Source organism: Salegentibacter sp. Hel_I_6 (assembly GCF_000745315.1).
Lineage (GTDB): Bacteria > Bacteroidota > Bacteroidia > Flavobacteriales > Flavobacteriaceae > Salegentibacter.
Map to the genome: position 1 here is coordinate 3,966,085 of NZ_JQNQ01000001.1, position 15,425 is coordinate 3,981,509.

At 36.4% G+C, this 15,425-nt stretch carries 13 protein-coding genes; 8 read left to right on the forward strand and 5 right to left on the reverse strand.

Going from position 1 to position 15,425, the window contains the following annotated elements; all coding sequences use genetic code 11:
• Positions 1–42 precede the first annotated feature (42 nt).
• The 3 genes from FG27_RS17460 to prfB all read right to left on the reverse strand — a co-directional run bounded on the left by FG27_RS17460 (position 43) and on the right by prfB (position 1,955).
• On the reverse strand, positions 43–414 hold the full coding sequence (locus FG27_RS17460) for a hypothetical protein (RefSeq protein WP_037322455.1): 372 nt from the start codon (positions 412–414) through the stop codon (positions 43–45).
• A gap of 27 nt (positions 415–441) precedes the next feature.
• Positions 442–786: an arsenate reductase family protein gene (locus FG27_RS17465; RefSeq protein WP_037321394.1), complete on the reverse strand. Its 345-nt coding sequence runs from the start codon at positions 784–786 to the stop codon at positions 442–444.
• Between the two features lie 70 nt (positions 787–856).
• A protein-coding gene (gene prfB / locus FG27_RS17470; protein ID WP_156101258.1) for a peptide chain release factor 2 occupies positions 857–1,955 on the reverse strand; the annotation gives its coding sequence in 2 pieces (ribosomal slippage) (positions 857–1,891 and positions 1,893–1,955; 1,098 coding nt in all).
• 97 nt (positions 1,956–2,052) lie between these two features.
• Between prfB and FG27_RS17475 the strand changes: the two genes are divergently transcribed.
• The 3 genes from FG27_RS17475 (at position 2,053) to FG27_RS17485 (ending at position 6,157) form a co-directional block, all read left to right on the forward strand.
• A complete protein-coding gene (locus FG27_RS17475; RefSeq protein ID WP_037321397.1) occupies positions 2,053–4,473 on the forward strand; it encodes a zinc-dependent metalloprotease in 2,421 nt (806 codons plus the stop codon).
• A gap of 47 nt (positions 4,474–4,520) precedes the next feature.
• On the forward strand, positions 4,521–5,549 hold the full coding sequence (locus tag FG27_RS17480; RefSeq protein ID WP_037321399.1) for a low specificity L-threonine aldolase: 1,029 nt from the start codon (positions 4,521–4,523) through the stop codon (positions 5,547–5,549).
• A gap of 164 nt (positions 5,550–5,713) precedes the next feature.
• On the forward strand, positions 5,714–6,157 hold the full coding sequence (locus FG27_RS17485) for a redoxin domain-containing protein (RefSeq protein ID WP_369794129.1): 444 nt from the start codon (positions 5,714–5,716) through the stop codon (positions 6,155–6,157).
• 90 nt (positions 6,158–6,247) lie between these two features.
• Here the strand turns inward: FG27_RS17485 and FG27_RS17490 are convergent, their stop codons facing one another.
• On the reverse strand, positions 6,248–6,571 hold the full coding sequence (locus tag FG27_RS17490) for a YbaB/EbfC family nucleoid-associated protein (RefSeq protein ID WP_037321401.1): 324 nt from the start codon (positions 6,569–6,571) through the stop codon (positions 6,248–6,250).
• 63 nt (positions 6,572–6,634) lie between these two features.
• On the opposite strand from FG27_RS17490, the gene FG27_RS17495 reads away from it, so the two are divergent.
• The 3 genes from FG27_RS17495 to FG27_RS17505 all read left to right on the forward strand — a co-directional run bounded on the left by FG27_RS17495 (position 6,635) and on the right by FG27_RS17505 (position 11,393).
• Positions 6,635–8,761: an oligopeptidase B gene (locus FG27_RS17495; RefSeq protein WP_037322456.1), complete on the forward strand. Its 2,127-nt coding sequence runs from the start codon at positions 6,635–6,637 to the stop codon at positions 8,759–8,761.
• 177 nt (positions 8,762–8,938) lie between these two features.
• On the forward strand, positions 8,939–9,979 hold the full coding sequence (locus tag FG27_RS17500) for a PLP-dependent cysteine synthase family protein (RefSeq protein ID WP_037321404.1): 1,041 nt from the start codon (positions 8,939–8,941) through the stop codon (positions 9,977–9,979).
• Positions 9,980–10,127: 148 nt separating this feature from the next.
• Positions 10,128–11,393, forward strand: a complete 1,266-nt coding sequence (locus FG27_RS17505; protein ID WP_037321407.1) for an aminotransferase class I/II-fold pyridoxal phosphate-dependent enzyme — start codon at positions 10,128–10,130, stop codon at positions 11,391–11,393.
• Between the two features lie 183 nt (positions 11,394–11,576).
• Here FG27_RS17505 and FG27_RS17510 read toward each other — a convergent pair whose 3' ends face one another.
• Positions 11,577–12,545 (reverse strand): transporter, encoded by a 969-nt coding sequence (locus tag FG27_RS17510; protein WP_051935923.1) that lies wholly within the window; start codon positions 12,543–12,545, stop codon positions 11,577–11,579.
• Between the two features lie 229 nt (positions 12,546–12,774).
• On the opposite strand from FG27_RS17510, the gene FG27_RS19465 reads away from it, so the two are divergent.
• Both FG27_RS19465 and FG27_RS17520 read left to right on the forward strand, forming a co-directional pair.
• On the forward strand, positions 12,775–12,927 hold the full coding sequence (locus FG27_RS19465) for a hypothetical protein (RefSeq protein WP_231563356.1): 153 nt from the start codon (positions 12,775–12,777) through the stop codon (positions 12,925–12,927).
• A gap of 80 nt (positions 12,928–13,007) precedes the next feature.
• On the forward strand, positions 13,008–15,425 hold the full coding sequence (locus tag FG27_RS17520) for a YfhO family protein (RefSeq protein ID WP_037321410.1): 2,418 nt from the start codon (positions 13,008–13,010) through the stop codon (positions 15,423–15,425).

Consider the following 15,425-nt stretch of genomic DNA (forward strand, 5'->3'; position numbering starts at 1 on the left):
ATTTAAAATGTTAAAAACATCTTTCAGTCTGATATCCAGTAATTAAGACTTTCTGCTTATTTTTTTATTTACTTCTAAATATTTAGCGAACTGCTTATCACTCATTAATTTTTGCAGTTTTCTATGTTCCGCTTTCTGAATATCTCTAAGTTTTAAGATCGTTTCATCTTCGGTAAGTGCCGTAGCGTTTATGATTTCATTCTTTTTTAGCGTGTATTCTATAATAAGATCTTCTAACTTACTGGTTTGTTCAAAATCAAGTTCTAATTCTTTTTTCCAGGTATAAGCTAATTCTCTTGCAATTTCAATTAATTCTTCTCTGCTTTTTCTATGTAAGTAAAAGTGAGAAAATACAAATCCAGCCACTAAAAATCCTGCGGCTCCAATAATTGCTATTTTTTGTTGAGTTTTCATTTTCTGTTGGTTTGGATTTACCACCGCTTATTTTAATAAATCTTCAATTTTAGATCCTGGGCGACCTACTACTGCCGTATTTTTGGTCTCTACAATAGGTCTTTCCATAAGTTTAGGGTTTTTCACCATAACAGTGATTAACTCTTTATCGCTAAGATCTTTGCCTTTATATTCTTCTTTCCAAATTTTCTCGTTGGTACGAATTAGCTGCATAGGATAAAAACTTAATTTATCCAAAATCTTACCTAATTCTTCTTCAGAAAGTGGCTCTTTGAGATATTCTCTAACCTTGTAATCTTTACCAGAATTTTTTACTAATTCTAAACCTTCTCTAGATTTTTTGCATCTGGCATTGTGGTAAACAGTAATCATTATTTTTTCGTTTTGGCTACTTTAAAATAAACAATAAATTTTAAATCTAAAATATATAGGCAGAAACTTATCAATCTTCCTGCCGTTGTCCCATCATCATTAAAAAAGCTTTCAAAAAAATATCAATTTCTCCATTCATTACAGCATCTACATTTCCGGTTTCTTCTGCGGTTCTCACATCTTTTACTAGCTTATAGGGATGCATCACATAATTCCTTATTTGTGAGCCCCATTCAATCTTCATCTTAGAATTTTCAATTTCTCTTCGCTGCGCCTGTTGCTTCTGAAGTTCGATCTCATACAACTGACTTTTTAAAAGCTGCATGGCCTTGGTTTTATTCTCAAGTTGAGAACGGGTTTCAGAATTTTCAACAACAATTCCGGTAGGAGCGTGGCGTAATCTAACCGCAGTTTCTACCTTATTTACATTCTGGCCTCCAGCCCCTGAAGAACGCATGGTTTCCCAGGAAATTTCTGACGGGTTAATATCTATTTCTATAGAATCATCAGCCAGCGGATACACGTAAACAGAAGCAAAAGAGGTATGTCTCTTTGCATTGCTATCAAATGGGGAAATTCGTACCAACCTGTGTACACCATTTTCACCTTTTAGCCACCCAAAAGCAAAGTCGCCTTCAATTTCAAGCGTTACCGTTTTAATACCTGCAACATCACCAGCCTGGTAGTTAAGCTCTTTGATTTTAAATTTCCGTTTTTCAGCCCACATCAGGTACATACGCATAAGCATCTCTGCCCAGTCGCAACTTTCCGTTCCACCGGCTCCAGCCGTTATTTGTAAAACCGCGCTTAATTTATCACCTTCTTCTGAAAGCATATTTTTAAACTCAAGTTCTTCAATTAACTCCAGGACTTGTTTGTTTTTATCCAAAACATCTTCTTCGCTGGCTTCATCTTCTTTGTAAAACTCGTATAAAACCTCTAAGTCATCTACAAGGGTTTGTGCTTTTTCAAACTCATCTACCCATTGTTTTTCGACATTTAGCTCTCGCATTATGGTCTCCGCCTTTTTAGGATCATCCCAAAAATCTGGAGCAAAGGTTTTTTCCTCCTGGTTGGAGATTTCTATTTTTTTGGCATCAATGTCAAAGATACCTCCTTAACGCACCAAGGCGCTCTCTGAGATCTTTGATCTGCTCAGTTGTGATCATATCTAAATTTTATAAGGTAAAAATAGAATTTAAGACTACGACGGGAAAGTATTTAACGATATTTTTATAGTTTTAGACTTCCTATAAAATCACGTAAATGAAGCATTTTTTACTTATTTTCCTGTTAGTCAGTTTCTCAGTTCCTGGAATGGCACAATTTCTTTCTGAAAAAGAAAATCTTAAAGAATATGAAGGCTTTTTTAATTTTCATTATAATGAAGATAAAGATGAAATTTACCTTGAAGTTGATAAGCTGGAAAGTGAATTTTTATATGTGCATGCCTTAACCAGCGGACTTGGTTCTAATGATATTGGATTAGATCGTGGGCAGTTAGGAAATGAAGCTATTGTAAAATTTCAGAAAGCGGGGAATAAGTTATTATTGGTGCAACCCAATCAGAGATACAGAGCAGAAACCGAGAATGAATTAGAGAAACGAAGCGTGGAGCAGGCTTTTGCAAAATCGGTTATCTATGGTTTCGAAATTAAGGAAGAAAAAGATACAGTTTACGTAATTGATTTTACGCCTTTTTTAATGGAGGATGCGCATGATGTGACCGGCCGACTTAAAAAAGGAGAATATGGAACCTATAAACTCGATAAATCTAAAAGTGCACTTTCCTTAGAACGCACAAAAGCATTTCCCGAAAATGTAGAATTTGAAGCTCTGCTTACCTTTGAAGGCGAACCTAAGGGAAGAACGCTGCAAAGTGTAGCGCCAGACGCTAAAAAGCTTAGTGTTATTCAGCATCATTCTTTTGTGAAATTACCCGATGATAATTACGAAAAACGACTTTTCGATCCCCGCAGCGGTGCGATCTCCATTTCTTATTTAGACTATTCTACTCCGGTTTACGAACCTATAGAAAAGAAATTCGCTATTCGTCATCGTTTAAAAAAGAAAAATTCCAAAGCCGAAATTAGTGAAGCCGAAGAGCCAATTGTTTATTATTTAGATCCCGGTACGCCAGAACCGGTAAAGTCGGCTTTATTGGAAGGAGCGCGGTGGTGGAATGTAGCTTTTGAAGAAATTGGTTATAAAGATGCTTTCCAGGTGCAAATGCTACCCGAAGATGCTGATCCTTTAGATACGCGTTATAATATGATACAATGGGTTCATCGTTCTACCCGCGGGTGGAGTTATGGTGCAAGTGTGGTAGACCCCAGAACCGGAGAGATCATTAAAGGTCACGTGAGTTTAGGAAGTTTAAGAATACGCCAGGATTTTATGATCGCTCAGGCTTTACTGAATAAACCTTTTGCTGAAAATGATAAAAATCACGAAAAAATGATGGAAATGGCCGTAGCCAGAATTCGACAGCTATCGGCCCACGAAATTGGCCATACTATTGGTTTTGCTCATAATTTTGCTGCAAGTGTAAACGATAACGCCTCGGTAATGGATTATCCGCATCCGCAATTCAGTTTAGAAAATGACGAAATAAGTATTGCAAATGCTTACGATACCGGAATAGGGGAATGGGATAAAGTAACTGTTAAATATTCTTATGCTGATATACCTGAGAATACCTCAGAAAGAGAATTTCTAAATTCGGTTTTGGAACAAGCGCAAGAGGCCGGTCACCAATTTATTTCAGATTCAGATGCCCGGGCACAGGGCGGTGCTCATATAAACGCACATCTTTGGGATAATGGTAAAAACGCAACTGAAGAATTGGATGAAATTTTAAAAATTAGAAAAAAAGGTATTGAGAATTTTTCGGTAGATAATATTAGAACTAACGAGCCTTATTCGGTGTTGGAGGATGTTTTTGTGCCTCTATATTTTTTACATCGCTACCAGGTTGAATCGGCGGTAAAAATCATCGGTGGACTCGATTATAATTATGCTGTTAAAGGTGGAAAGGATAAAATTTGGGAAAGCGCAACTTCAAAAATGCAGGAAAACACGTTAAATGCGATTTTGAAAACTTTAGATGCAGAAGTTATTGCAATTCCGCAGGAAAAACTGGAATTATTTCCGCCACGAGCTTTTGGTTACAATCGCAGCCGCGAATCTTTTAAAGGCAATACCGGCGTAGCTTTTGATGCGCTTGGGGCACCGGTGACTTCAGCAAATTTATCACTTTCCTTATTATTGCATCCAGAAAGAATGGCTAGATTGGTTCAGCAAAAATCTTTAGATAAGAAACAGTTGGGGCCGGAAGATGTTTTGAAGGAATTAATAAGTAATACCATAAAAAAGTCGCATCGTGACGATTATTTAAATGAAGTGCAGGAAGCGGTAAACTATGAGGTCCTGCTGCAGTTGATAAAATTAGCCGAAAATGAATCGGCTACGGCAAAAGTAGCAGCGATTGCCAATGCGCAAATTGATGAATTAAAAAATTGGTTAAGTAATAAGGATGGAGTTTTCTATCAACAAATGCTTAGAGAAATTGAAAATTACAGGGAAAATCCCAGCGAGTATAAAACCAAATTAAATGTTCCCGAAATCCCCGATGGAAGTCCTATTGGAAGTTTTAGGTGTGAGGGAATGGATTATTTTAGAAATTAATTAAATAAAATAGATTTCCGTCTACACGGAAATGACAAAATGTATTTATGAAAGAAATAGATTTAAGAAGTGATACAGTAACCCGCCCAACAAGCGGAATGTTAAAAGCAATAATGGGCGCCGAAGTTGGTGATGATGTTTATAAAGAAGATCCTAGCGTAAACGCCTTAGAAGAAAAACTTGCAAAGATGTTCGGGAAGGATGAAGCTTTATTTTTTCCTACCGGCAGCATGGCTAACCAGGCCGCAATAAAATTGCATACACAACCTGCCGAGCAGCTTATTTGTGATAAATGGGCACACGTTTATAATTACGAAGGTGGTGGCGCTTCTTTTAATAGTGGGGTTTCCTGCAAGTTGGTAGATGGCGATCGCGGAATGATTACCGCGGCCCAGGTTGAAGAAAATATAAATCCGCCAGACTTTTATCACAGTCCGTTAACGAGTTTAGTGTGTTTGGAAAATACTACCAATAAAGGTGGAGGTGCTTGCTATGATCTGAAAGAAATCAAGAAAATAAGAAAGGTTTGCAATACTCATAAATTAGGTTTGCATTTGGACGGGGCAAGGCTTTTTAATGCTTTGGTTGCTAAAAATGAAGATCCCAAAGAATACGGGAAATTATTTGATACTATTTCGGTTTGTCTTTCTAAAGGACTGGGAATCCCAATGGGTTCTGTACTTATTGGCGATAAGAAATTGATGAAAAACGCCATTCGAATTCGGAAAGTTTTAGGAGGCGGAATGCGCCAGGTTGGTTTTATGGCCGCAGCCGGAATTTATGCTTTAGATAACCACGTAGAGCGTTTAGCCGAAGATCACAAAAGAGCAACTGATATAGCTGAAACTTTAGAAGCCGCCAGTTATGTAGGTGAAGTAGAGAAGGTAGAAACCAATATCATTATTTTTTACCTCAAGAATGCTTCAGATGAAGCTGCATTTATGAAAAATCTTCAGAAGGAAAATATTAGAATAAGTAATATGGGGCAGGGCAAATTGAGGATTGTTACGCATTTAGATTATACTGAAGAAATGCACCAGAAATTCCTGAAAGTGCTGCGAGAGATTAAATTGTAAGACAATTAGAAAAGTTTAACCTAAGCTTATAAAGTATTTAATATGATTCGGGAATTGAATTTCATAATTTTCAAAACACCAAAAATTGAATTATGAAAAACGTATTGCCAAGAAAAGAAGTACCAAGATTAAGAGTAGAAACCACAAGCGGAATGTAATGGGATTTGCGCGACCAGAAACCAGAGAATTTTACTATGGTTATTTTTTATCGCGGACTGCATTGCCCGGTATGTAAATCTTATCTGGAGGAACTAAATGAAAAAATAGAAAAATTTCAGGACAAAGGGATTAATGTAATTTGTATAAGCTCAAATAATCAAGGCCTGGCCGAAAAGACCATAAAAGACTGGAAGATAAATAATCTTACCATAGGTTTTGATTTTACGAAAGAAGATGCTCGTAAATGGGATTTATATATTTCTGAAGGAATTAATGATAAGGAGCCAGAAGCCTTTTTTGAACCTGGATTATTTCTTATAAAACCTGATAATACACTTTATGCGGCTTCTATTCAAACGATGGCTTTTGCAAGACCAAAATTTGATGAGTTGCTAAAAGCCATAGATTTTGTTCTAGATAAAGAATATCCTGCAAGGGGAGAAGCATAAAGAGAAAACCTCACAGCTTTCTAAAAAACTGTGAGGTTTTTTAATTTAAGTCTAATTCCTAAGTCATTTCAGGATTCAGTTGATTAAATGCTATTTAAATTGATCTAAACCGGGAATATCTGGCATGCCGTCTTTTGCCACGGCAGCAAGTTCAGTCTCATTGATATCTGAAGCTCTGCTAATTGCTTTGTTTAGGGTTAAAACCAAATAATCTTCCAGTTGCTCCTTATCCTCCATTAATTCATCAGCAACGCTAATATTTTTAATTTCACGTGTAGCGCTAATGGTTACTTTTAGAAGTCCGTCACTGGATTTTTGCTCTATAGTTACCGTTTTAAGTCGCTCTTTAGTTTCTTCAACTTTTTGTTGGGTTTCTTTGATTTTATTCATCATACCCATCATATCTCCAAACATAGTCTCTTTTTTTAAATTTTGGTAAATACAAAATTACTAAATTACGGGATTAATCTTGTTAATATGAAGAGACTATTATGTATTTTACTGGGAAGCATTACCTTTGCAAGCGCTCAAAATAATGCAGATTTGAAAAAAGAAATTTTACCGCCAAAAGCGAAGAAAATAGAGAAAAGCCTGGAGTTTCATGGAGATGTGAGAATAGATAATTATTACTGGATGAACAATAGGGAAGATCCTGAAGTAATAGATTATTTAAACCTTGAAAATGAATATAATGAGCAAATAACCGCCCATACCAAAGATTTTCAGCAAGGCTTATTTGAGGAAATGAAGGGCCGAATTAAAGAGGATGATGAATCGGTGCCTTATAAATTAAACGATTATTGGTATTTAACCCGATTTGAAACCGGAAAGGATTATCCAATTTATTCCAGAAAAAAACGGGAACTTGATGCTGCTGAAGAGTTGCTTTTTGATGTTAACGAAATGGCAGAAGGCTTTGAATATTATAGCCTTGGAGGCTTAAACGTTAGCCCGGATAATAAAATGGTAGCTTTTGGGGTAGATACTTTAAGCCGAAGAAAATATACTATTCAAATTAAAAACCTGGAAACAGGCGAAATTTATCCTGATAAAATAGAAAATGCAACCGGTGGCTCTACCTGGGCGGCAGATAATAAAACATTGTTCTATACCAAAAAAGATGATCAAACACTTCGTTCTTATAGGATTTATAAACATATTTTAGGGACAGATTCAGCTGAAGATGAACTGGTTTTTGAAGAAGAGGATGAGACCTTTAATACTTACGTTTATAAATCGAAGTCGAAAGAATATATCATAATTGGTAGCCATAGTACGCTAACTACTGAATACCGAATTTTAAAAGCCGATGATCCAACAGGCGAATTTCAGGTTTTCCAACCCAGGGAACGTGGTTTAGAATATAGTATAGCACATTTTGAAAATCATTTTTATGTAATGACCAATATAGATGGTGCTACAAATTTTAAGTTGATGAAAACTCCGGTTGAAAATACATCTAAGGAGAATTGGGTAGATGTAATTCCACACAGGGAGGATTATTTGCTTGAGGATATAGATATTTTTAAAAAATACCTTGTGGTAAGTGAACGCCATAATGGATTGAATAAAATAAAGGTGATTCGCTGGGATGATTCAGAAGAATATTACATTCCTTTTGATAATGAAACCTATACCGCATTTACGTCTATAAACCCTTCTTTTGATACCGATATTTTAAGGTTTACTTATAATTCTATGACTACGCCAACTTCGGTTGTAGACTTTAATATGGAAACCCGTGAAAAGACGGTTTTAAAAGAGCAGGAAGTTTTAGATGAAAAATTTGATAAAAGTAATTACCTGTCAGAAAGAATTTGGGCTACTGCTAAAGATGGGACAAAAATTCCAGTGAGTCTGGTTTATAGAAAAGATACTAAATTAGATGGAAATAGTCCACTTTTGCAATATGCCTATGGTTCTTATGGTTCAACTATAGATCCTTATTTTTCCAGTGTGAGGCTAAGTTTGTTAGATCGTGGTTTTATTTATGCAATCGCGCACATTCGAGGTGGGGAATACCTTGGCCGTAATTGGTATGAAGATGGAAAACTTTTCAATAAAATGAATACGTTTACCGATTATATTGATGTATCAGAATATTTAATCCAGGAAAAATATACTTCCGCAGCACATCTTTACGCCATGGGCGGTTCAGCCGGAGGCTTATTAATGGGCGCAATTATGAATATGGCACCACAACTTTATAATGGAGTAATTGCTGCTGTTCCTTTTGTTGATGTAGTGACTACAATGTTAGATGATAGTATTCCCTTAACCACTGGAGAATATGATGAATGGGGGAATCCTAACAATAAGGATTACTACGAATATATGAAGCAATATTCACCCTATGACAATGTGGTGGAGCAGGATTACCCTAACACTCTGGTTACAACAGGCTTGCATGATTCTCAGGTTCAATATTGGGAACCGGCAAAATGGGTGGCTAAATTAAGAGAATTAAAAACTGATAATAATAAATTATTGTTCAATACCAACATGGATGCCGGGCACGGCGGTGCATCAGGACGTTTTGAAGCTCTAAAGGAAGTAGCTGAAGAATATGCGTTTTTACTGGATTTAGAAGGAATTGACCGCTAAGTCAAAAAATTGCCTTAAATTTGGACGGTTTTACTATCGAGTTTTTTGATTAGTAAAATCAGCCGGGACAGGTTTCCCAGGCAATTTTAGATAATGATTTTTGTTTTATCTGAATATTTTAAGCTCATAAAAATGGGCAAAATCTTTTAACCCAAATTTTGTAAAGAACTTCGATTTATGAAAGAAGATTTGCAAGTATACGATAACGTATTGCAACTTATTGGCAATACGCCTTTGATACAACTTAACAAAATAACCCAGGGATTTGATGGGGAATTCTTCGCCAAAGTAGAAGCCTTTAATCCGGGACATTCGGCTAAAGACCGTATTGCACTCTATATTATTGAAGAAGCCGAAAGAAAAGGTATTCTTAAACCAGGCAGTACAATTATAGAAACGACATCGGGTAATACTGGTTTTAGTATTGCTATGGTTAGTGTAATTAAAGGATATGAATGCATTCTTGCGGTTAGCTCCAAAGCTTCTACCGATAAAATAGATATGCTTAAAACAATGGGTGCCAAGGTTTATGTATGCCCGGCACATGTCTCAGCAGATGATCCCAGGTCTTATTACGAAGTAGCTAAAAGACTACATTCAGAAACTAAAGGTTCGGTTTATATCAATCAATATTTTAATGATTTAAATATTGATGCGCACTTTAATTCTACTGGTCCAGAAATTTGGAAACAAACCGAAGGAGAAATAACACACCTTATAGCTTGTAGTGGAACCGGTGGAACAATATCCGGAACTGCAAGGTTTTTAAAGGAAAAGAATCCGAAAATAAAAGTAATTGGGGTAGATGCCTACGGCTCAGTTTTAAAGAAATACCACGAAACTAAAGAGTTTGATTCTGGGGAGATTTATCCTTATAGAATAGAAGGTCTTGGTAAAAACCTTATTCCTTCAGCCACAGATTTTGAAATTATAGATCGTTTTATCAAAGTTAGTGATGAGGATAGCGCTCACACGGCAAGAGAACTCGCTAAAACCGAAGGTTTATTTGTAGGGTATACCAGTGGTGCTGCTACCCAGGCAATAAAACAACTTGCGGAAGAAGGAGAATTTAACGAGCATAGCAAGGTGGTTATCATTTTCCCTGATCATGGTTCCAGGTATATGGGAAAAGTATTTAGTGATAACTGGATGGAAGAACAAGGTTTCTTTGATACAAAAAATGAAGTAGAGGCACAGCCCATAGAATTTATAAAATAGTTGCTAATTGAAATCTATTCAGAAAATAAAATAAGTAAAAGCATCCCCTGTAAGGATGCTTTTCTTTTATTTGAATTTGCTGAAAAAAATAACTTTGTGCAATTGAGCCAATTTTAAGTATTTTTGCGGCTCGACTAAAAAATGATCGATGAGGGATTTATTTGATAAAATATATAAAGATAAAGGACCATTAGGAAAATGGGCAGAGCAGGCAGAAGGATATTTCGTATTTCCTAAGCTTGAAGGCCCAATTTCTAACCGAATGAAATTTAGAGGGAAAGAAGTAATAACCTGGAGTATTAATGACTACCTGGGACTTGCCAATCATCCTGAAGTTAGAAAAATAGATGCTGAAGCTGCTGCAGAATATGGTTCGGCTTACCCAATGGGTGCTAGAATGATGAGTGGGCACACTCAGCTTCACGAAAAACTGCAGGACGAGCTAGCTTCTTTTGTACACAAACAATCGGCCTACTTACTTAATTTTGGTTACCAGGGAATGGTTTCTACAATAGATGCTTTAGTTTCTAAGCAAGATGTAATTGTGTATGATGTAGATGCTCACGCCTGTATTATAGATGGGGTAAGATTACATTTAGGTCAGCGCTTTACTTATAAGCATAATGATCTTGAAAGTATAGAAAAGAACCTGCAACGTGCCACTAAAATCGCAGAACAAACCGGAGGAGGAATTTTATTGATTTCTGAAGGTGTTTTTGGAATGCGCGGGGAGCAGGGAAAATTGAAGGAAATTGTTGAGCTGAAGAAAAAATATAATTTCAGGCTTTTTGTAGACGATGCTCACGGTTTCGGTACTCTAGGTAAAACAGGAGCAGGAGCAGGCGAGGAGCAAGGTGTGCAGGATGAAATAGATGTATATTTCGCTACATTTGCCAAATCTTTAGCCAGTACCGGTGCATTTATTGCGGCCGATAAAGAAATTATAGATTACCTTAAATATAATCTACGTTCACAAATGTTCGCTAAATCATTGCAAATGCAATTAGTAGTTGGCGCATTGAAGCGTTTAGAAATGCTAAGAACAATGCCAGAGCTTAAAAACAAGCTTTGGGAAAATGTAAATGCTCTTCAAAACGGACTTAAAGAAAATGGCTTTGATATTGGAACTACGCAAAGTTGTGTAACTCCTGTTTATCTAAAAGGGAGCATTCCTGAAGCGATGGCTTTAGTGAAAGATCTAAGAGAAAACCACGGCGTTTTCTGTTCGATAGTGGTTTACCCCGTAATTCCTAAAGGACTTATTTTATTAAGAATGATTCCTACTGCAACTCATACACTTGAGGATATTGACGAAACTCTGATTGCTTTTTCAGCAATTAGGGAGCGTTTAGAAAACGGAACTTATAAAAGATTATCTGCATCTGTTACTGCGGCAATGGCCAGCAAAGAGTAGCGTAGGTAATATTACAATAAAGCTTAAGAAACCGTTTAAAAGTTCTTTTCCAGTCACCCTGAACTTTTTTAAGGGTCTAGTTTAAAACAAATTAGATTCTGAAATAAATTCAGAATGACGTGTAAAAACCAACTTTTAAACGGTTTTTCTTTTCATAATTTTCAGAAAAAATCACGCGAAAGTTTATTCCCCCGTACCGTCTTCACCTTCTTTATAAAATCCAGTTTCTTCTATTTCCTGATTACGTTGATTGCGATTTCCCTCGTAATTATCCTGAATATATTCATCGTCTTCATGAAAATCGAATCTATAAGAAACTCCGGCGGCAACCTGCCAGCGCGAAGGAGTGTCTTTAAAATTAACAAGACCCGAAATATCTAATTGAAAATCTTTACCTATTAAATAAGCTGCGCCTCCACGTAAAAGTTCATCGGAATAAAGATTACTTATATAAGTTTGAAATTCTCCAAAAACAGCAAATTTTGGTGTGATCGCGTGGGTAAGTGTAAAAACACCACCATAAGAGGGATATTCTTCAGTAAATTTATCTGCTATAAAATTCATTACTAAAACCCAGCGCTCCCAGTTATGCTGAGTAATAACTGCAGCCTTAGGACTTATTACAGATTCCCCCTCAAACATATAAGGATTTTCCCACCAACTAAAATTTGCCCCGGCATATATAGCCACTGCAGGAATAAGGCTGCGAAAGTTCATACGTTGGTTTGCTTTCCAACTATAAAGATTTACCTTTCTTTCTTTAAGGCTAACATTAGGATCAAATAGTAAAAACTTGGCACCAATGGTATTACTGGTAAAATTAGAAGTTCTAAACTCATCTTCACTGTTTCCAAAAGGAATAGTTGTAAGCTGATCCTGAAAGGTTCCAAAATAGTTTAGCTCCAGGATTTCGGTTAGAAAACCAAAACGTAAACCGTAGCTAGCGCCAAGAATATCGGTATCACTATTAAATAAGCTGTGATTATCATTTCCTAAAAAACCTCCCGCTTCAAGCTGCAGAACATTTTTTCCCACTGCAAAAGCACCCTGAGATTCTCCAGGTCTATTAGAGTTTATTGTTTCAGTGTATTGCGCATTTGCCGTAAATATTCCGAAGAAAATAAAAGCGATACCTACTTTTAAAGAGTGCATATTAGATTGGTTTGTTACTTTCAAAGATAGTAGATTTATTATTTTTTTAGGAGCCTAAAGCTTCTATTCTCAAGGCTTATTTTTATTTTTGCATAAATTCCTGAAAATGTTAGAAGCTTCCTTTTCCGATGTATTACAAACGATTCTAGTCATTCTATTAGTATATTTTACTTTTAAAATGATCATAAAATGGTTTGGTCCGCTTATACTTAAATATTTTTTGCGGAAAATGGGAAAACGTTTCGAACAGCAGTTTAGACAACAGCAAGATCCCGCTTCTCGAAAAAAAGAAGGAAAAGTAAGCATTGACAAAAAACCGAAAACTGGCAGGAAATCTAATAAAAACGTTGGGGAATATATAGATTACGAGGAAATTGATTAATTTCGGGATCAATTTTTTATATTGAATAGGGAAGAAGCTGCCCGTTCAGTTTAAACAGAAAGTGATCTAAAAAATTTCAGATGGCCAATCTTAAAAAGTTTCTACCGCATCTTCTCGTTTTGGTAGGCTTCGTAATAATTTCTTTATTTTATTTTAGTCCTGTTCTTGAAGGGAAAAAGATTTTTCAAAGCGATATTGTTCAATATATCGGGATGGCCAAAGAGCAAAATGATTTTCGTGACCAAACCGGCCAGGAACCTTATTGGACAGATTCTGCTTTTGGAGGAATGCCTACCTTTCAATTAGGTGCCTATTATCCGCATAACTACGTAAAAAAACTTGATTCCGTTTTACGATTTTTGCCAAGACCTGCCGATTATCTTTTTCTATATTTTATAGGTTTTTATATTCTCTTACTCTGTTTGAAATTAGATTTTAGGCTCGCGCTTTTAGGTGCTTTAGCCTTCGGATTTTCTACCTATCTTATTATCATCCTTGGAGTAGGGCATAATGCCAAAGCCCATGCAATAGCCTATATGCCCATGGTTTTAGGAGGAATTATTCTCACTTTTAGGCAAAAATATTTATGGGGATTCTTATTATTATCTCTGGCAATGGCCCTCCAAATAGGTGCGAATCATTTCCAGATGACCTATTATCTTTTATTACTGGTAATAGTGCTGGGAATTGCATATTTAATTGATGCCTATCGAAAAAATATAATTCCGAAATTCTTTAAAGCTTTAGGCGTAATGGTTGTGGCGGTTATACTAGCCATAGGTGCTAACGCTACAAATTTACTGGCTACCCAGGAATATACTGCGCATAGTACACGTGGCGACACCGGTTTAACTATTGCCCCCGATGGTTCTGAGAAACCGGCAGCGGGCTTAACTTTCGATTATATTACAACATACAGTTATGGGATTATCGAATCTTTAAACCTGTTTGTTCCCAGGTTTATGGGGGGCTCTAATGCAGAAGATATCGGTGAAGATTCAGAAATTTACGATGCTTTGCTCAAACTGGGTGCTTCCCCGGTGCAGGCAGCTGATTTTGCTAAAAGCGCACCTACATACTGGGGAGATCAGCCTTATGTTGGGGGTGCTCCATATATTGGTGCGACAGTAATTTTCTTATTTATTTTCGCCTTTTACCTGGTTAATGGCCGTTTAAAATGGTGGATTGTAGGAGGAAGTATTTTAGCATTACTTCTTTCATGGGGTAAAAACTTTGCCTTTTTTACAGAGTTTTTCATCGATTATGTTCCACTTTACAATAAGTTTAGAGCAGTTTCTTCTATACAGGTAATTATAGAATTGTGCGTACCAACTTTAGCAGTTTATGGACTATATAAATTATTTGATCCTAAACTTCAAAAAGAGGCAAAAATACATGCGCTTAAATGGTCGGGGATTATTATAGGGGGAATAGGGCTTGCATTATTGCTATTCCGTTCTGTACTATTTGATTTTAGCGGAGCAGGAGATTCGGCTTTAATTCAGCAACTAGGAGCCGATTTTGTAAGAGCACTTAAAGAAGATAGAAAAGCTATTTATACCGAAGACCTTATTCGGTCACTTATTTTTTCAGTATTAACAGCCGCGGCAATTTGGTTATATATTAAACAGAAAATTACACAAAATTGGTTAATACCTGCTTTAGCCGTTCTGATTTTAATCGATTTAATTCCGGTTGATAAGCGTTATGTAAACGATGACGATTTTGTAAATGCCAGTCAAATGGATCGACCTTTTCAGCCAAACCAGGCCGACCAGCAAATTTTACAGGATGATTCACATTACAGAGTTTTGGATGTATCAGCAGATCCTTTTAATTCTTCTCGTGCCTCTTATTTTCACAATGCCATAGGTGGTTATCACGCGGCCAAACCCGGTAGAATGCAAGATTTATATGATTTCTATATTTCACAGAACAATATGGAAGTTCTAAATATGCTGAATGCCAAATACTTTATTGTTCCTTCTGAAGGTGGGCAGCCACAGGCACAGCAAAATCCAAATGCCTTTGGAAATGCCTGGTTTGTAGATAATATTAAATGGGTTGAAACCGCCAACGAGGAAATATTGAGTTTAAAGGAAGTTGATCTTCAAAATACTGCGGTACTAAATTCAGAATTTAAAAGCGATGTTTCTGAAGAGTTTAATGCTAATGGAAATGCAGAAATTCAATTACAGAGCTATCAGCCGAATGAATTGGTATATGAAACCAATGCTTCGTCGCCTCAATTTGTAGTTTTCTCTGAAATGTATTACCAACCTGGTTGGCAGGCATATTTAGATGGGGAAGAGGTTGAACACGTTCGCGCTAATTATCTGCTACGAGCTATGAACATTCCTGCCGGTGAGCATACCGTAACTTTTAGGTTTGAACCTGAAGTAGTAAATACCGGGAGCAGCATTGCCCTGGCAAGTTCTATAATATTGGTTTTAATTATTTTAGGCGGATTTTACTATAAATTCCGAAACAGGGAATAG